Source organism: Mesorhizobium sp. B2-5-7 (assembly GCF_006440875.1).
Lineage (GTDB): Bacteria > Pseudomonadota > Alphaproteobacteria > Rhizobiales > Rhizobiaceae > Mesorhizobium > Mesorhizobium australicum.
In genome coordinates this window covers 493,887-510,239 of record NZ_VFUO01000003.1, presented here as the reverse complement: position 1 = coordinate 510,239, position 16,353 = coordinate 493,887, and the positions used below count along the sequence as shown (strand labels likewise).

The 16,353-nt window shown below is 64.9% G+C and carries 16 protein-coding genes; 6 read left to right on the top strand and 10 right to left on the bottom strand.

The genetic code is table 11. The features are described 5' to 3' along the window. Nucleotides 1-157: 157 nt before the first annotated feature. Complete coding sequence (gene xylB, locus FJ543_RS16385) at nt 158-1,612, bottom strand: xylulokinase (RefSeq protein ID WP_140875925.1); 1,455 nt, start codon at nt 1,610-1,612, stop codon at nt 158-160. 80 nt (nt 1,613-1,692) lie between these two features. Next, complete coding sequence (locus FJ543_RS16380) at nt 1,693-3,018, bottom strand: tetratricopeptide repeat protein (protein WP_140875923.1); 1,326 nt, start codon at nt 3,016-3,018, stop codon at nt 1,693-1,695. 226 nt (nt 3,019-3,244) lie between these two features. Between FJ543_RS16380 and FJ543_RS16375 the strand changes: the two genes are divergently transcribed. Beyond that, nucleotides 3,245-6,031, top strand: coding sequence for an autotransporter outer membrane beta-barrel domain-containing protein (locus tag FJ543_RS16375; protein WP_140875921.1), 2,787 nt, complete (start codon nt 3,245-3,247; stop codon nt 6,029-6,031). Between the two features lie 30 nt (nt 6,032-6,061). On the opposite strand, the gene FJ543_RS16370 is transcribed toward FJ543_RS16375, so the two are convergent. Further along, a complete protein-coding gene (locus tag FJ543_RS16370; protein WP_140875919.1) occupies nt 6,062-6,685 on the bottom strand; it encodes a LysE family translocator in 624 nt (207 codons plus the stop codon). Here FJ543_RS16370 and FJ543_RS16365 point away from each other — a divergent pair. From FJ543_RS16365 to FJ543_RS16345, 5 genes are all read left to right on the top strand, one after another. Then, a complete protein-coding gene (locus FJ543_RS16365; protein ID WP_140660229.1) occupies nt 6,684-6,953 on the top strand; it encodes a hypothetical protein in 270 nt (89 codons plus the stop codon). The genes FJ543_RS16370 and FJ543_RS16365 overlap by 2 nt on opposite strands. 63 nt (nt 6,954-7,016) lie before the next feature. After that, on the top strand, nt 7,017-7,784 hold the full coding sequence (locus FJ543_RS16360; RefSeq protein ID WP_140620583.1) for a L,D-transpeptidase: 768 nt from the start codon (nt 7,017-7,019) through the stop codon (nt 7,782-7,784). A 153-nt stretch (nt 7,785-7,937) separates the two neighbouring features. Then, nucleotides 7,938-9,104 (top strand): diphosphate--fructose-6-phosphate 1-phosphotransferase, encoded by a 1,167-nt coding sequence (locus tag FJ543_RS16355; RefSeq protein WP_140620585.1) that lies wholly within the window; start codon nt 7,938-7,940, stop codon nt 9,102-9,104. A gap of 51 nt (nt 9,105-9,155) precedes the next feature. Then, nucleotides 9,156-9,875: an MBL fold metallo-hydrolase gene (locus FJ543_RS16350; RefSeq protein ID WP_140620608.1), complete on the top strand. Its 720-nt coding sequence runs from the start codon at nt 9,156-9,158 to the stop codon at nt 9,873-9,875. Nucleotides 9,876-10,061: 186 nt separating this feature from the next. Then, entirely contained in the window at nt 10,062-11,609 is a 1,548-nt protein-coding gene (locus FJ543_RS16345; RefSeq protein WP_140875917.1) for a DegQ family serine endoprotease, read from the top strand. A 56-nt stretch (nt 11,610-11,665) separates the two neighbouring features. Here the strand turns inward: FJ543_RS16345 and coaA are convergent, their stop codons facing one another. The 7 genes from coaA to hisH are packed head-to-tail and all read right to left on the bottom strand — an operon-like array spanning nt 11,666 to nt 16,352. Next, nucleotides 11,666-12,625: a type I pantothenate kinase gene (gene coaA / locus FJ543_RS16340; RefSeq protein WP_015314589.1), complete on the bottom strand. Its 960-nt coding sequence runs from the start codon at nt 12,623-12,625 to the stop codon at nt 11,666-11,668. A gap of 24 nt (nt 12,626-12,649) precedes the next feature. After that, nucleotides 12,650-12,973, bottom strand: coding sequence for a phosphoribosyl-ATP diphosphatase (locus FJ543_RS16335; protein ID WP_015314588.1), 324 nt, complete (start codon nt 12,971-12,973; stop codon nt 12,650-12,652). Nucleotides 12,974-13,033: 60 nt separating this feature from the next. Then, complete coding sequence (gene hisF / locus FJ543_RS16330) at nt 13,034-13,828, bottom strand: imidazole glycerol phosphate synthase subunit HisF (RefSeq protein ID WP_041163598.1); 795 nt, start codon at nt 13,826-13,828, stop codon at nt 13,034-13,036. Next, entirely contained in the window at nt 13,825-14,661 is an 837-nt protein-coding gene (locus tag FJ543_RS16325; RefSeq protein WP_015314586.1) for an arginase family protein, read from the bottom strand. The genes hisF and FJ543_RS16325 overlap by 4 nt, the downstream gene beginning before the upstream one ends. Next, on the bottom strand, nt 14,658-15,407 hold the full coding sequence (gene hisA / locus FJ543_RS16320; protein WP_015314585.1) for a 1-(5-phosphoribosyl)-5-[(5-phosphoribosylamino)methylideneamino]imidazole-4-carboxamide isomerase: 750 nt from the start codon (nt 15,405-15,407) through the stop codon (nt 14,658-14,660). The genes FJ543_RS16325 and hisA overlap by 4 nt, the downstream gene beginning before the upstream one ends. Beyond that, nucleotides 15,408-15,698, bottom strand: coding sequence for a DUF1330 domain-containing protein (locus FJ543_RS16315; protein ID WP_015314584.1), 291 nt, complete (start codon nt 15,696-15,698; stop codon nt 15,408-15,410). It lies immediately after the preceding gene. 3 nt (nt 15,699-15,701) lie between these two features. Beyond that, entirely contained in the window at nt 15,702-16,352 is a 651-nt protein-coding gene (gene hisH, locus FJ543_RS16310; RefSeq protein WP_015314583.1) for an imidazole glycerol phosphate synthase subunit HisH, read from the bottom strand. Nucleotide 16,353 lies beyond the last annotated feature (1 nt).

Below are 16,353 nucleotides of genomic sequence, written 5' to 3'. Positions count from 1 at the left end.
CCGGCGGCAATCTCGACGCCTTTCCTGCGACGTTGGTGATTGGCGAAACCAGCAATGACAGCGCCCCTCTCTCCGTCTCTATGCGGGGAGAGGATGCCGGCAGGCAGGTGAGGGGCAGCGCCAGCGCCCGGACGAAAGGAATGGGACAAGCGCCAACTCACGCGGTTACGGCCTTGATCGCCGGATAGAGCGCGCGGTAGCGGTGATAGGCATCGGCGAAGGCGCCGCCAAGAGCTGCATCCGGCTCGATCGTGGCATCTGTCCTCGGCGCGGAGCACACGGCCAGCGGATCGGCGCCCGTCGCCGCGATCAGGCCAAGCCTGGCCGCTCCAAACGCAGCGCCGAAATCGCCATCAGCCGGAATATCCACCGGCAATTGCAGCGCGGTGGCGATCGCCTTCAGCCAGTAGCGCGAGCGCGAGCCGCCGCCGACCGCGGTCACGCGCGTCAAGGTCGTGCCGGCGGTTTTCAATGCCTCCAGGCTGTCGCGGAAGGCAAAGGCGACGCCTTCGAGCACGGCCTGTGTCAGCACTGCGCGGCCCGATTCATGCGCCAGGCCTGTGAACGAACCGCGAATGGCGGAATCATTGTGTGGCGTCCGCTCGCCCGAGAGATAGGGCAGGAAGGATACGCCGGTCGGCGCCTTCAGCGTCTCGCCGAGTTCCGATGTCAGTTCGCCCGCGCCCTTGCCCGTGATCTCCGACAGCCAGTTGAGCGAATCGGTTGCCGACAGGATGACGCCCATCTGGTGCCAGGTGTTGGGCAGCGCATGGCAGAAGGTGTGCACCGCGCTGGCCGGGTTGGGCAGATAGGCGGCGTTGGCGGCAAACAGCACGCCCGATGTGCCGAGCGAGACAAAAGCGTGGCCGGCGCCGACCGTGCCCATGCCGCAGGCGGAAGCCGCATTGTCGCCGGCGCCGCCAGCCACCGGAGTGCCGGCCGCGATGCCCCACCGCAACGCGAGTTCGGCGCGCAGGGCGCCGGCTTTTTCCGTGCCCTCGACCAGCGACGGCATCTGCTTTTCCTCAAGCGAGGTCGCCGCAAGCAACTCGGAAGACCAGCGCCGCTTGCCGACATCGAGCCAGGACGTGCCTGCCGAATCCGACATTTCCGAAATATGCTCGCCGGTCAGCCAGAGCCGCAGGAAATCCTTGGGCAAAAGCACCTTTGCCACCTTGGCGAAGACAGCGGGTTCGTTGTTCTTCACCCAGGCGAGCTTGGGCGCGGTGAAGCCGGGAAAGACGATGTTGCCGGTGAGCGCGCGGAAGCGCGGATCGGCGTCCAGTGCCGCCGCCTCGACATGGCTGCGCGTATCGTTCCACAGGATGCAGGGGCGCAACACCTGATCGGCCGCATCGAGCAAGGTCGCGCCATGCATCTGGCCCGACAGGCCGATGCCCTCGATCGCCGCGAACTGCCCGGGATGTGCCGCCTTCAGGTCGGCGATCGCGTCTTCGCAGGCGCGTATCCAGTGCAGGGGATCCTGCTCGGACCAGCCCGGATGAGGGCGAGAAACATCAAGCGTGCCATGGCCGGAGCCGATGACGCCCTGTCCGGCATCGATCAGCAGCGCCTTGACGCCCGATGTGCCCAGGTCGAGGCCGAGATACATGGTTTCCTCCCACGTTCTTATTTTTTTCGGAACCCGAAAAATATGTTTGAGCCAGTTTTTAAGGCAAGATCCGCTCCGGGTCAATTCTCTGACAAATCGGCGGCGCGTCTCGAAAACAGCGCCGACAGCGGACTGTCCGGGCGTACGGTCGAGCGCTCCGTCGTCAGCGCCCTGGCCAGTGCACCGTCGCCGGCACGCAAGGCGGCTTCTATCAGCGTCAGATCGATGACGTCGCGCTGCGCGTGGCTGCCGCCAAATCGATGGGCGATGGCCCGGATCGGCCGGATCAGTCGGATGGTTTCGGCGTAGTTGCCCTCTCCGAACGCCTCGATCGCAAGCGTCAGGGGATGGCCGACATCCCGCGTGAAAGCGGCATTGTCGTCACCGCCCCGCATCGCTTCGCGCTGTGCCCCGAGCAAGGTCCGGGCCGGAGCATCGAGCCCGGCGCCGACAAAGGCCATCATCGCGTGGGCGTCGTTGAAGGCATAGTTGGAGGCAGCGGCCTTGGGCACCCAATTGGCGGCCAGCGCCGTCCAGCGGTCGCCGACGTCGACGCCGCCGAGGTGAAGCCGCCACAGGATCGCCGATGCATCGACCATGTTGAGCGCCAGCGTCGATCTGCTGCCATAGATCGGCCCGTCATAGAGCGCCAGCACCTCGCCGGTCTCGCCGAGATCGTAGTGGAACAGCGCCAGGTGCCACCAATTGTGGACCTGGAGGAAGCTCTCCTTCGTCCAGGCTTCGGGATCGGTACGCATCCAGGCGATGCCGTCCCTTTGCCGGCTTTGCATCTCCATCACATGCGCGACCGCATGTTGCGCCCAGCCATCGCGCGGTTCGATCTCGACCGCCGTACGGCCGAGCCTTTCGGCCTGCGCATACTCAGCCATCTCTTCGAGCCCGAAGGCCTGCATGCCGAGAATGGCGTGATACCCCGGCATGTCCGCCTGCCATGACGGCAGGGCGCGGGCGATGCGGTCGCGCAGCATGCGGGCGTTGCCGGTGAAGAAATCGACCTGGTGTCCGACCTGGAGCGCCACGGCGTCGAGCGGAAAATCGATCGCTATGTCCCGCAGAATGCCGGAGGCCTGATGCCAGCGCCCGTTGGCGAGGTGGCCGAGGGCCGAGACATGCGCCCGCTCACGCGTTGTCGCGGCAAGCGGCAGCGCCGCCTCGTGGCAGATCCTGGCCACGGCCGTCGCCTCCGGTTCGGTGGCAAGGCCGAAAAGGTAGCCCTTGAAGACATGCGCCATGACAAAACCGGGGTCCTGCGCGATGGCGCGATCGACGGATTTCACGGGATCGCCAATGAAACACTGCAATTCGCGCACGGCCTGGCCGTAGGGCGCGAATCCAGCTTCCGTCGCGCCCGAAAATGCCAGGCCAAATGCGTCCCTGATGGCCATGCGAGAGTCCCCGGTCGAGGCCCGATGGGCATGATGCCCACGGTCCAACGTGATCTTAAAGCATAGGCCACGGCTACGCCATTTCACGAGTCGCGCCGCGGCATGTCAGACATTTTTGCAGTTCATCAACCATGGGAGACAGAATAGGCTTTGTAAAACTGGACGAATTGTGGCTTGATTGCGGCGCGGGTAAGGGGCTTGAAATCGCGATCTGAGAGGGGACGCGATGCGGCATTTTGAAATACAGGTTCCGAACAGCGGTTCGGAGCACATTGGCAGGGCTGTTTATTTGCCGCAGCGAAAGCCCAGGCGGATCAATGCTGGGTTTATTAGCTTACTTGCAACTACGACCCTTATGTTGCTGCCGAACTCCGTGGCCCTGGCGGCATGCCTGCTGGTTCCGTCTCCGGGCAATGACGTCTTCACTTGCGATAGTGGCGATTCGGGCGGCAGCCTCAACGACACCATCGGCAACAACACGCTGAACTTTCCCGCCGGCGGCACCGGCCAGGTGAGCGGTAACGTCACCTTCGGCCCGGGCACGGACCGCATCAACATGCAGTCAGGCACCATCACCGGCACGGTCGATCAGGGCGACGGCACGGATTTCTTCACCATCGGCGGCGGCACCGTCGCCGGCAATGTCCAGCAGGGCGCCGGCATCGACGACTTCAACATGAGCGGCGGCCAGGTCGGTTCGCTGAACCAGGGCGACGGGCTGGACACCTTCACCATGACCGGCGGGCGCATCGTCGATTTCTTCGACGACGGCGACCGTGCCGTGATGACCGACGGCCGCATCGGCCGCGTCAACATGAAGCTCGACAAGAACTATTTCAACATGTCGGGCGGCATCATCGACCGCAACCTGGTCACCGGCTTCGACCAGGACACCATCATTCTCTCCGGCGGCACGATCGGCGGCAACATCAGCGTCAGCGGCGGCAACGACAGCGTGACGATCACGGGCGGCACCGTCGGCGGCGATGTGCTGATGAGCTTCGGCGCGGACAATTTCGTGTGGAATGGCGGCGGCATCATCTATGGCGCCGTCGACCTCGGCGGCGACAACGATACGGCAAAGCTGAGCAACCTGACCAAAGCCAATCTGGGCGGCGCCGACGCGCTGAATGGCGGTCTCGGCACCGATATGCTGACCTTCGATAACGTCAAGCTCGACGGCATCAGCCGGATCCAGAACTGGGAGACCGTCGACGCCACCAACGACACCCAGCTCACGCTGGACGGCAATCTCGTGCTTGGAGACAGCGGCACCGGCACGGGATCGCTCAATGTCGATGCCGCGAGCACGCTCTATGGCGGCGGCTTCAACGCATCGATCCAGGCCTTTACGTCGGGCCAGCTTGCGGACGTCGTCAATGCAGGCCGCATCGACCTGACCAATGGCAGTACCGGCGCGACGGACCGGCTGATGATTTCGGGCAATTACACCGGGCTCGGCGGCCTGCTGCTCATCCAGACCGAGCTCGGCGATGATTCGTCGGCGTCGGACAGGCTGGTGCTTTCGGGCGGCACGGCTTCCGGCTCGACCGGCATCGCGGTGGTCAATGTCGGCGGCGCGGGGGCCGAAACGATGCAGGACGGCATCATGGTCGTCCAGGCGGTCAACGGCGCCACCTCCACCTCAAGCGCCTTCGCGCTCGACGTGCCGGTCGCGGCAGGCGCCTTCGAATATTATCTGTTCAAGGGTGGCGTCACCGCAGGCAGCGCGGAGAACTGGTATCTGCGCTCGTCGCTGATAACGCCGACATCGCCGGCCGCGGCGCCGCCGGCGGCAGAACCAACACCCGCGCCGGAACCGGTGCCGCCCGAGGCCGAACCTCCGCCGCCGCCATCCGCGCTGCCGCCGGTGCCGGCGCCGACCGAGGGCGACATCAACACTCCGCCGGCCGACCCGACGCCGCCCGTGCAGGCTAGCGATCCGGTGCCCGTGCCGCCGCCGCCGCCGCCGCCGGCGCCGGCGGCTGATCCACCGCCACCGCCCCCGCCGGTCCCGACCGCCGTGCCCGATCTTCCGATGCCCGCGGCAGGGGAGGAAATCCTGCTCTATCGCGTCGAGGTGCCGGTCTATTCCGCGGTGCCGCCTGTGGCCGAGCATCTGGCGATGACGACACTTGGCACCTTCCATGAGCGGCGCGGCGAACAGAGCCTGTTGTCGAACACGGAGCTGTCGCCGGTCTGGGGCCGCATCTACGGCCAGGACGCCAAGATGGGCTGGTCGGGAACGGTGTCGCCGTCCTTCGACGGCACCTTGTTCGGCCTGCAGGCGGGCTTCGACGTCTTCGGACGCGAAACCGCGTCGGGCGGGATCGATCGCGCCGGCCTGTTCGTCGCCTATGCCAGCATGAAGGGCGATGTGCGCGGCCGGGCGCTGGGGCAGAATGATCTGTCCGTCGGCGGCATCGATGTCAGCGGCACCAGCGCCGGCGGTTACTGGACCCGCATCGGCCAAGGCGGCTGGTACCTCGACGGCGTCCTCATGGCCACCTTCTTCGGCGGCGACGCGACGTCGTCGCGCGATGTCGGCATCGACATTGGCGGAACAGGTGTCACCGCCTCGCTGGAGGGCGGCTATCTCATTGCGCTGGCGCAGGGCTGGACGCTCGAACCGCAGGCGCAACTGATCTGGCAGCATCTGTCGCTCGACGATGCCAAGGATCGTTTCTCGTCGGTTTCCTTCGATAGCGAGGGCAGCGTCACCGGCCGGATCGGGGCTCGGCTGCAGGGCGAGTCCGTTGTCAATGGAATAGCGCTGCAGCCCTACCTCAAGGCCAATATCTGGCATGATTTTGGCGGCACCGATCGTGTCAGTTTCGACACCACCGACATCTCGACGGAGGGCAGGTCGACCTCGTTCGAGTTCGGCGGCGGTATCGTCGCCAAGGTGACCGACAAGGTCAGCATCTTCGCCACCGGCGACTACACCACCAATCTCGGCGGCGACAAACGCCGCATCCTCGAGGGCAATCTGGGCTTCAGTGTTAAATGGTGAGGCCCTCCGGGCCTCACCCGCGTCGGGACGTCAATTGCCGGAACGCATCGCCACCGTGGCGATGCCGGCGCCGACCAGGAGCGTGCCGCCGGTGCGGTTGAAGATGCGGATCGCCTTGGGATTGCGCACCACGTTGCGGGCGCGTGCCGCGATCAGCGCGTAACCGAAGGCGTTGGCGAAGGCGAGCGCCAGGAAGGTCGTCTCGAAGATCAGCATCTGCGTCCGGAAGTCGGCGTGCCGGTCGAGGAACTGCGGCAGGAAGGCGACGAAGAAGGTGATGCTTTTCGGGTTGAGCGCGGTGACCAGCCAGGCATGCACCATCATCTTGGCCGACGACACCGCGTCGGTGCGTGGTTCAGCCTTCAGCGTGCCGCCGGCGCGGAACAGTTTCACGCCGAGATAAATCAGATAGCCGGCGCCGATCAGTTTCAGGATGGTGAAAACACCAGCCGAAGCGGCAAGCAGCGCGCCGATGCCCAGCATCGACAAGGTCATGGCGGTGAAGTCGCCGAGCGCCACGCCGACGGCCATCGGCAAAGCGGTGCGCCAGCCCTGGCCCAGCGCATAGGAGACGACCAGAAGGATTGTCGGGCCCGGGATGATGAGGAGGATGGTCGACGCGGCAGCGAAGGCGGCCCAGTTTTCGAAGGACATGCTCGTCTCCTTTGAGCTCAAAGAAGAGGATAAGTCCTTGGCTCCCGAAGAATGTAAAGGGACCGAATCCTTGTTTTTGCGTATTCCGGCCGGGCAACCGGCACGACTCTTACGGGACCGCGACGTCAATTGCGCCAGCGGCAAAAAGCTTGATGACGGTTTCAACGTCTTGCAGATGTTTAATGGCGACCGCGCGGGAGGGCGGAGCGGCGCCTCGGCAAGGCGCAAACGCAAGCAGCGCAAGGCATTCACGCTTTATCAACCATGAATGATGAAAATGCCCACTATCCGGCCGGACCGTGCTTCCCGCCGACAGCGTAGGGTTGGGTATATGCGTGAGTTGCCGCAAGGTCCGACGCCGCCACGAAACGGCGACGCAGTCGAAACCGATCTTCTTCTTTCCCGCCGCGCCGTCCTGTCCGGGGCGGGCGCTTTGGCATTGCTCGGCGTCGCCGGCTGCTCGACCTCGGGTGGTGGCGATCTGCCGGCGCTGCAGCTCGACGATACGGTCACCGGTTCGGTGCCGATCCGGCCCTCGATCAGCGTCGACAAGAACATCACCAGCCCCGACGTCATGTATGCCTCCTTGACGGATAACGGCTTCAACGTGCCCGAGGTGCCCTATCTCAAGGTCAAGCCGGAGTTCCGTCGCCAGATCGTCGTCGATACGACCGGCGAGGCGCCCGGCACCATCGTCGTGCATCTCAAGGAACGCATGCTCTATCTCGTCCAGCCGGGCGGTGACGCCATCCGCTACGGCGTCGGCATCGGCAAGGACGGTTTCCGCTGGTCCGGCCGCGCCAACATCCAGTATGGCAGGGAGTGGCCGACCTGGACGCCGCCGCCCGAAATGATCCAGCGCAAGCCGGAACTGGTGAAGTGGCAGGGCGGCCAGCCCGGCGGCCTGACCAATCCGCTCGGGGCGCGTGCGCTCTACATCTACCAGGACGGCAAGGACACCGGCTACCGCATCCATGGCTCGCCGGAATGGTGGAGCATCGGCCAGGCGATGTCGTCGGGCTGCGTGCGCCTGATCAACCAGGACATTATCGACCTCTACAGCCGGGTGTCGAAGAAAAACCCCGTCGTCGTCATGTGATCGTCCAGCCCTCCGTTTCTCCCGTTGCGCGATGCGGCAAGACAGGCCAAGGTGACCTGAAAACCATCGCCTAGAGGCGGATGATTTCAGGTCCGTTCGATCTGAAATCCGAATCCGTCTCTTTCGGCGTCATGCTCCAGGGAGACATCAAGCATGGCCGGAACTTTCGTTATCGCGCAGGGCGGCGGCCCGACCGCCGTCATCAACCAGACGGTCGTGGGCGCCACGCTGGAGATCCGCAGGCGCCATCCCGGCGCCAAGGTGCTGGGCTCCCTGCACGGCGTGCGCGGCATCCGTGACGGCAACTATGTCGACCTCTCCGCGATCCCGGAGGACCGGCTGCGGCTGATCGCCGGAACGCCGAGCGCCGCCCTCGGGTCGACGCGCGACAAGCCGGATGCCGCCTATTGCGAGGTCATCCTGAAGGGCCTGCAGAAGGCGGGCGCCGACGCTTTCATCTATATCGGCGGCAACGACACCTCGGGCACGCAGCAGATCCTGACCGATGCCGCCGGCGGCAAGATCGCTTTCGTCCATGCGCCGAAGACCATCGACAACGATCTCGAGGAAAACGACCATACGCCGGGCTTCATGTCCGCGGCCGAATTCGTCGCTGGCGCCTTCCTGTCCGTCGATCTCGATTTCCGCGCGCTTCCCGGCATCTATGTCGGCATCGTCATGGGCCGCCATGCCGGCTTCCTGACCGCGGCGTCGGCGGCCTGGCAGCTCGATTCCGACAGCGGCCCGCATCTGGTCTACGTCCCGGAGCGGCCGTTCTCCGCCGCCGGTTTCATCGACGACGTGCGCGCCACCCTCGACCGCCACAAGCGCTGCATCGTCGCCGTGTCGGAAGGCGTCAGCACCGCCGACGGCAAGGCACTGGTCGAAAGCCTGGTGCCGGCGGACAAGCTCGAGCGCGACCAGCACGGCAACGTCAAACTCTCGGGCAGCGACCTGCCGGCGGCGCTCGAACGGGCATTGGCCGAGGGGCTGCCGGGCAAGCGTGCCCGCGTCGACGCACTCGGCTACATGCCGCGCGGCTATGTCGGCTCCATCAGCCCGGTCGATGCGCAGGAGGCCTTCGATGCCGGCGCCTTTGCCGTCGGCGTCGCCGAACAGGGCGGCGGCTCGGTGGCGTTGCAATATGATGGCAGCAAGATAGTGCTGAAGAAGGTGCCGCTGAAGAACGTCGCCGGCAAGACCCGTCACATGCCCGACGATTTCATGAAGCCCGACGCCAACCAGCTGTCCGAGGCCGGCATGGCCTATCTCAAGCGGCTGGTGCCGGAAAAATACAAGGTCGGAAAGCCGTTCGTCTGATGCCGGGTTCGCTTGATGCCCGGCTCACACTTGATGCCCAGGCTCATCCTGATGGATAACTGGTTCTCCAGGCGCATCGTCGACGGCAGGACGACGATGCTGACCGAGCCGTTCGTGCACGACTATGTGCGCGCCAATATCTGGCATTTCACCGGCCGCGACGCCGACCTTCTGGTCGACACCGGGATGGGCATCTGTCCGCTGGCGCCGGAGATAAAGACGGCCGAAGGCAAGCCGCTTCTGGTCGTCGCCACCCATATCCACCTCGACCATGTCGGCTCGCTGCACGAATTTCCGCTGCGGGCCGGGCCAAGGATGAGCGCAGCGCAATTCGAGAGCATGGATGAGGCCGCGACTTACGCCTACATGTTCCACGATCTCGAGGGGGCCGTTTCGAAATTGCCGGCGCCTGGCTGGAAGTCGGCCGACTATGCGATAGCGCCGGCACCGTTGACGCGTATGCTCGACGAAGGCGACGTGGTCGATCTAGGCGACCGCCGGTTTCGGGTGCTGCATCTCCCCGGACATTCGCCGGATTCGATCGCGCTTTTCGATGAGACCGACGGCCTGTTTTTCAGCGGCGACGCCATCTATGACGACACGCTGATCGACGATTTGCCGGATTCCGACCGGGAGGCCTATCGCAACACGATGCGCCGGCTGCTCGACCTGCCGATCAGGATCGGCCATGGCGGCCACGGCCCGAGCTTCGACGGCGGGCGCATGCGCGAAATCGCGTCGGCCTATCTGCGATCCGTAAGCGCACTCTGAATTAAATCTTCGTAAGGTCGGGCTAAAACCCTAAATCGCGCGGATCGGCGCCCTAGATAGTTGTTGTCGATCCGGCCGGCTGCCATGCGTGGCGAGGCAGGCAACCCGGGCCGTCGGCACGCTGACGGGCACTTCTCCCAGGAAGACCCGCGGCGCGGATCAACCCCTCGCCCGGACAGAACGACCATGTCAAACCTGAGCATTCTTCGTAGGCATCGCATCGCCGCCCTGCTGGGCGCCGCGCTGCTGGTTTCTCCCTTTGTCGTCTCATTCGCCGACAGCGCGAACGGCGTCGGCACGGGCAACACGGTTGCAACGACGCAGACCCCCGTTGCCGGGACCACGGCCCCGAGCGGTTCGTTGGCGCCGATCGTGGCCACGACCAAGCCGGCCGTCGTGACCGTGACCACGGTCATGAAAGGACAGCCGGAAGCAATGAACGAAGCGTCGCCCTTCGATGGCGCCTCGCCCTTCGACGATTATTTCCGCCAGTTCTTCGGCGATCAGGGCATGCCCGCTCCCAAGACGCCTCCGCAACAGCGGTTGCCGCGGGCCGAAGCGCTCGGTTCGGGCTTCATCGTCGGTGCCGACGGCACCATCGTCACCAACAACCATGTCGTCGACGGCGCTTCCTCGATAAAGGTCACGCTCGACGACGGCACGGAGCTCCCGGCCAAGCTGGTCGGTCACGATGCCAAGAACGACCTCGCCGTGCTGAAGATCAACGCCGGCAAGTCGTTGCCAACCGTGAAGTGGGGCGACTCCGACAAGCTCATGACAGGCGACCAGGTGCTGGCGATCGGCAATCCGTTCGGCATCGGCACCACGGTAACAGCCGGTATCGTCTCGGCGCGTGGCCGCGACCTGCATAGCGGGCCCTTCGACGATTTCATCCAGATCGACGCGCCGATCAATCACGGCAATTCCGGCGGCCCGCTGGTGGACGTCAATGGGAATGTCGTCGGCATCAACACGGCGATCTATTCGCCCAATGGCGGCAGCGTCGGTGTCGGTTTCGCCATTCCGTCTGACCAGGCTGAGAAGGTGGTCGCCAAGCTGATGAAGGGCGGCAACATCGAATACGGCTATCTCGGCGTCGAGATCCAGCCCGTCACCCCGGATGTGGCAAGCGCCATCGGGCTGGACCATCCCAGCGGTGCCTTGGTCTCGCAGGTCAATGACGGCTCGCCCGCGGCCAAGGCCGGCGTCGAGACCGGCGACGTCATCACCGGCTTCGCCGGGCAGGACGTCAAGGATCCCAAGGACCTGTCACGAGCCGTCGCCGACGTCGCGCCGGGTGCCAAGGAGAGACTGGATGTCTGGCGCAAGGGCAAGGCCATGCAGATCTCGGTGGAGGTCGGACGCAACAGCGACGATGTGAAAACGGCGTCGACGGACGACTCCAGCGCGCCGGGCACCGAACAGGGTTCCCGCGTGCCGGCCGTCGGCCTTGGCTTGATGGATATCACGCCGGACATCCGCCAGCAGATGAACCTGCCCGAGAACGAGCACGGCGCCGTGGTTGCGAGCGTCAATCCCGACAAGCCGGCAGCGACTGCCGGCATCCAGCCGGGCGATGTCATCGTCGCCGTCAACCAGGCTCCGGTGAAGAGCGCCAGGCAGGTGACCCAAGCGATTGCCCAAGCCGGCAAATCCGGACGCAAATCGGTGCTGCTTCTGGTCGAGCGTGGTGACACCCAGATCTATGTCGCCGTGCCGTTCGCCAATGGCTGACACATAAACAGCGGCGTGGCGGGCTTGTGGAGCGCCCGCTACGCCCAGTCTATCGGCTACAACTTGCGCAGCGCCACTTCCTCGATCAGGTGGTCGGCGCCCTTGCGCAGGATCAAGTCGGCGCGGGCACGCGTCGGCAGGATGTTTTCGCGCAGGTTCTTCAGGTTGATGTTGGTCCACAGGCCCTCGGCGATGGCCTTGGCCGCATCCTCCGACAGCTGCGAATAGCGGTGGAAGAAGGAGTCCGGATCGCGGAAGGCGGTTTCGCGCAGCCGCATGAAGCGGGAAATATACCAATTGTGAATCAGCTTCTCGTCGGCATCGATGTAGATGGCGAAGTCGAAGAAGTCCGACAGGAAGGGCACGATCTTGCCGTCCTGCGGCAGCTTGCCCGGCTGCAGCACGTTGATGCCTTCGAAGATCAGGATGTCGGGCCGGTCGATGGTGACGAACTCGCCGGGGATGACGTCATAGGTAAGGTGCGAATAGACCGGCGCGCGGACATCGGGCAACGCCGACTTGATACCCGAGAGGAAACGCAGCAGCGCGCCGACATCGTAGCTGTCGGGGAAACCCTTGCGCTCCATTAGGTTTTGGCGGCGCAGCACCTCGTTGGGCAGCAGGAAGCCGTCCGTGGTGATGAGGTCCACCTTCGGGCTCGACGGCCATCGCGCCAGCAATTCCTTCAGCACGCGCGCCGTGGTCGATTTGCCGACCGCGACAGAACCGGCAATGCCGATGATGAACGGCGTCTTGGCCACGTCGGCGGCGTTGAAGAAGGCCTGGCGCTGCCGGAACAGAAGCTGGCTCGCCTCGACATGCGCCGACAAAAGCCGCGACAAGGACAGATAGATGCGCTTGACCTCTTCGAGGTCGACCGGGTCGTTGAGCGAACGCAGGCGGCGGAACTCGTCCTCGCTCAGCGTCAGCGGCGTATCGGCTCGGAACCGCGACCATTGCTCGGCTGAGAAGAAGCGAAACGGAGAATATTTCTCTGTTGGCGCGAGCTGATCCATCGAGATACCTGCCCTTCCTCCCGATCAGCCCTTGGGCCGCGACGCCTTTTCGGCGATGCCCGAACGCCCGGTACGGGCTTCAAGCTCCTTGAGCACGTCGTTCAACGGGACACCCGAGATGCCGAGAACGACAAGCCAATGATATATAAGATCGGCGCTTTCGGAAACGAGGCCCTGTTTGTCGCCCTTGACGGCGGCGATCACGGTCTCGACCGCCTCCTCGCCGAGTTTCTGCGCCGCCTTGTCGATGCCCCGGGCGTAAAGCTTGGCCGTCCACGAATCCGGATCGCCGGAATGGGCGCGGTCGCTGACGATTTTTTCCAGGTCGGAGAGCGAAAACTCGGCCATGTCGATCTATCTTCTTGTTTAAGCCGGGTTTTTTCCGAACGCCGGCTTCGGGAGCATGCTCTAGGACCTGTTGCCCAGCGAGTCCAGCCGCATCGGCAGGCCGGCCTTGGCCATATGCGCCTTGGCTTCGGCGATGGTGTAGGTGCCGAAATGGAAGATGGAGGCCGCCAGCACAGCACCCGCATGGCCGTCGCGAATGCCTTCGACCATGTGGTCGAGCGTGCCGACGCCACCCGAAGCGATGACCGGCGCGCGCACCGCGTCCGACACCGCGCGGGTCAGCGCGATGTCGTAGCCGGCCTTGGTGCCGTCGCGGTTCATCGAGGTCAACAGGATCTCGCCGGCGCCGCGATCGACCATTTTCCGCGCGAATTCCACGGCGTCGATGCCGGTCTTCTCGCGCCCGCCATGGGTGAAGATCTCCCAGCGGTCGGCCTCGCCGGGGCCGGAGACTTTCTTGGCGTCGATGGCGACGACGATGCATTGGTTGCCGAACTTGTCGGCCGCTTCGGCGACGAAATCCGGGTTCTTCACCGCCGCCGTGTTGATCGACACCTTGTCGGCCCCGGCCAGCAGCAATTTTCGGATGTCGGCCACCTGGCGCACGCCGCCGCCGACGGTCAGCGGCATGAAGCATTGTTCCGCGGTGCGGGCGATGACGTCGAAGATGGTCTCGCGATTGTCCGACGAGGCGGTGATGTCGAGAAAGCAGAGTTCGTCGGCGCCGGCGGCATCATAGGCCTTGGCGGCCTCCACCGGATCGCCGGCGTCGATGAGGTCGACGAAATTGACGCCCTTGACGACACGGCCGTCCTTGACGTCGAGGCAAGGGATGACGCGGGCTTTCAGCATCAGCGGCCCTCTATCGTGGCAAGCAGATCGTTGAGCAGCTGACCGACCAACGGCGGCACATCGGCTTGGGCATCGAAGGCCGGATCGTAAGCGGAAACGGTGATGCCGACGACCGGTACCGCAAGCGCCATGGCGCAGGCCGCGTCGCGCAGCTGCTCCGGGTTCGGTCCGCCTGATGTGACGTAACGGTTGGCCTGCAGCGCCTTGGGATCGTGCACGTCGAGATCGAGATGCATGTGCACGCTGTTGGCGCCGGCGGCCTTCAGTTTTTCCGTCGCTTGCGCCACGCCTGGACATTCCGTCCGGATGACAGGCAATGTTTCGAGTAGTTCTTCCTCCGCCGGATCGAGATCGCGGGCGTTGACGAGCACGCAGCGCGCGGGATCGATCGGCCTGAAGCCGGGAATGGCGGCCGCCATCGGACGCCAGCACAGGCCGAGCACCGTCGACAGCGCCATGCCGTCGAGAAAGCCGTAGACGGAGGTCTCGGGCGTGTTGAGGTCGCCATGCTGGTCTGCCCAGATGATCGCGTCGGCGCCTTCGCCGGCGACCGCGCCGGCTGACGTCAGGCAGTTTCCGGCCAGCACGATGGGAAACCGCCCCCTGTCGCGGGCCATGCGGACCTCGCCCGAGACGGCGTTGCAGACGGCAAAACCCGTGGCGATCTCGCGCTCCTGGCCGTCGCCGACCCTGCCGATATCCTCGACCGTGACGTCGTGGCCGGCAAGGGTCAGGGCATCGACGAGCCCGCCCGATATCAGCGCGTCCGGTCCCTGGCCCATGCCGCCATGATAGTGGCCGCTGTCATAGGGGGCCAGGATGAGCGAAACCTTCACGACCGCGTCTCCATCGCCGGCCGGCCCCGCAGGATGGCCAGCGCCTCTGTGGGATCGATGCGGCCGTCATAGAGGGCACGGCCCGAGATCGCGCCTTCGAGTTTTTTCGCATCGGGCATGGTCATGCGCACGATGTCGGCGATCGAAGCCAACCCGCCCGAGGCGATGACCGGGATCGACACCGCGTCGGCGAGGTCGATGGTGGCGTCCCAGTTGATGCCGGTCAGCACGCCGTCGCGGTCGATGTCGGTATAGATGATGGCGGCGACGCCGGCGCCTTCGAATTTCCTCGCCAGTTCGATGACGCCGAGGCTCGAGGCTTCCGCCCAGCCTTCGACCGCCACCTTGCCGCCCTTGGCATCGATGCCGACGGCGACCTTGCCCGGAAATGCCTTGCAGGCCTGCCTGACCAGATCGGGATCGCGCACCGCCACCGTGCCGAGGATGACGCGGGCCAGTCCACGGTCTAGCCAGTCCTCGATCTGCTCCAGCGTGCGAATGCCGCCGCCGAGCTGCACCGGGTTCTTGGTCGCCTTCAGGATGGCCCCGACCGCGGCGCTGTTGACGCTCTGGCCCTGGAAGGCGCCGTTGAGGTCGACGACATGCAGCCACTCGAAGCCCTGCCCTTCAAAGGCTTTTGCCTGCGCGGCGGGGTCGTCATTGTAGATCGTCGCGGTCGCCATATCGCCGTGCTTCAGCCGCACGCATTGGCCGTCCTTGAGGTCGATGGCTGGAAACAGGATCACTCAGGCACCCTCGACGATCGCGAAATGTCCGGTCGAAGCCGCCAGCCTGTTCTGCAACGCTGTCTGGTAGGCTGGCGATCGATAGCAGCTGAGCGCGGTTTCATAAGAGTCGAACTCGACCACCACCTGCCTGTCAAATTCCGATCCTTCGGGATTGGTCACTTGTCCGCCGCGCACAAGATAGCGGCCTCCGAAAGACGAAACCGCGTCGCCGATGGCGTCGCGGTAACGCTGATACCCTTCCGGATCTGTCACCGTCAGCATTACCATCCAGTAGCCCTTCTTGCTCATGGTTCAGGGCCTCCAGCGCAGGAAATTGGTGATCAGCGCCAGGCCCAGCGCCTGGCTCTTCTCAGGATGGAACTGCGTGCCAGCGAGATTGTCACGGGCGACCGTGGCCGTCACCGGGCCCCCATAGTCGGCGACCGCGAGGATCTCGTCCGGTTTTTTTGCGTCGAGATGGTAGGAGTGGACGAAATAGGCATGCAGTCCCGCCGCGCCGGTCGGAATGCCGGAGAACAATGGGTGCTTATGCCTCAATTCGATCGTGTTCCAGCCGATCTGCGGGATCTTCAGCGCCGGATCGGAAGGCGTGATCTCCTTGACGTCGCCCGATATCCAGCCGAACCCGTTGGTGACGGTCTTTTCGAGGCCGCGCTCGGACATCAGCTGCATGCCGACGCAAATTCCCAGGAAAGGCCGGCCCTTGGCGATGGCGACGTCCTCGACCGCCTCCCACATGCCGTCCACGGCACGCAGGCCGGCCGCGCAATCGGCGTAAGCGCCGACGCCGGGCAGGACGATGCGGTCCGCGGTGCGCACCCGGTCGGCATCGGCCGTCAGGTCGATCTCGGCCGCGATGCCGGCCTCGCGCGCGGCGCGCTCGAAGGCCTTGGTGGCCGAGCGCAGATTGCCCGAACCGTAATCGATGATCGCAACCCGCATC

What these genes read in the sequence shown, in the direction of transcription:
- FJ543_RS16350 (WP_140620608.1), top strand. Translation starts at nt 9,156, where the DNA reads ATGGATAACTGGTTCTCCAGGCGCATCGTCGACGGCAGGACGACGATG.
- FJ543_RS16315 (WP_015314584.1), bottom strand. Translation starts at nt 15,698, where the DNA reads ATGAGCAAGAAGGGCTACTGGATGGTAATGCTGACGGTGACAGATCCG.
- xylB (WP_140875925.1), bottom strand. Translation starts at nt 1,612, where the DNA reads ATGTATCTCGGCCTCGACCTGGGCACATCGGGCGTCAAGGCGCTGCTG.
- hisH (WP_015314583.1), bottom strand. Translation starts at nt 16,352, where the DNA reads ATGCGGGTTGCGATCATCGATTACGGTTCGGGCAATCTGCGCTCGGCC.
- FJ543_RS16355 (WP_140620585.1), top strand. Translation starts at nt 7,938, where the DNA reads ATGGCCGGAACTTTCGTTATCGCGCAGGGCGGCGGCCCGACCGCCGTC.
- FJ543_RS16345 (WP_140875917.1), top strand. Translation starts at nt 10,062, where the DNA reads ATGTCAAACCTGAGCATTCTTCGTAGGCATCGCATCGCCGCCCTGCTG.
- coaA (WP_015314589.1), bottom strand. Translation starts at nt 12,625, where the DNA reads ATGGATCAGCTCGCGCCAACAGAGAAATATTCTCCGTTTCGCTTCTTC.
- FJ543_RS16335 (WP_015314588.1), bottom strand. Translation starts at nt 12,973, where the DNA reads ATGGCCGAGTTTTCGCTCTCCGACCTGGAAAAAATCGTCAGCGACCGC.
- FJ543_RS16370 (WP_140875919.1), bottom strand. Translation starts at nt 6,685, where the DNA reads ATGTCCTTCGAAAACTGGGCCGCCTTCGCTGCCGCGTCGACCATCCTC.
- FJ543_RS16365 (WP_140660229.1), top strand. Translation starts at nt 6,684, where the DNA reads ATGCTCGTCTCCTTTGAGCTCAAAGAAGAGGATAAGTCCTTGGCTCCC.
- FJ543_RS16375 (WP_140875921.1), top strand. Translation starts at nt 3,245, where the DNA reads ATGCGGCATTTTGAAATACAGGTTCCGAACAGCGGTTCGGAGCACATT.
- FJ543_RS16360 (WP_140620583.1), top strand. Translation starts at nt 7,017, where the DNA reads ATGCGTGAGTTGCCGCAAGGTCCGACGCCGCCACGAAACGGCGACGCA.
- FJ543_RS16380 (WP_140875923.1), bottom strand. Translation starts at nt 3,018, where the DNA reads ATGGCCATCAGGGACGCATTTGGCCTGGCATTTTCGGGCGCGACGGAA.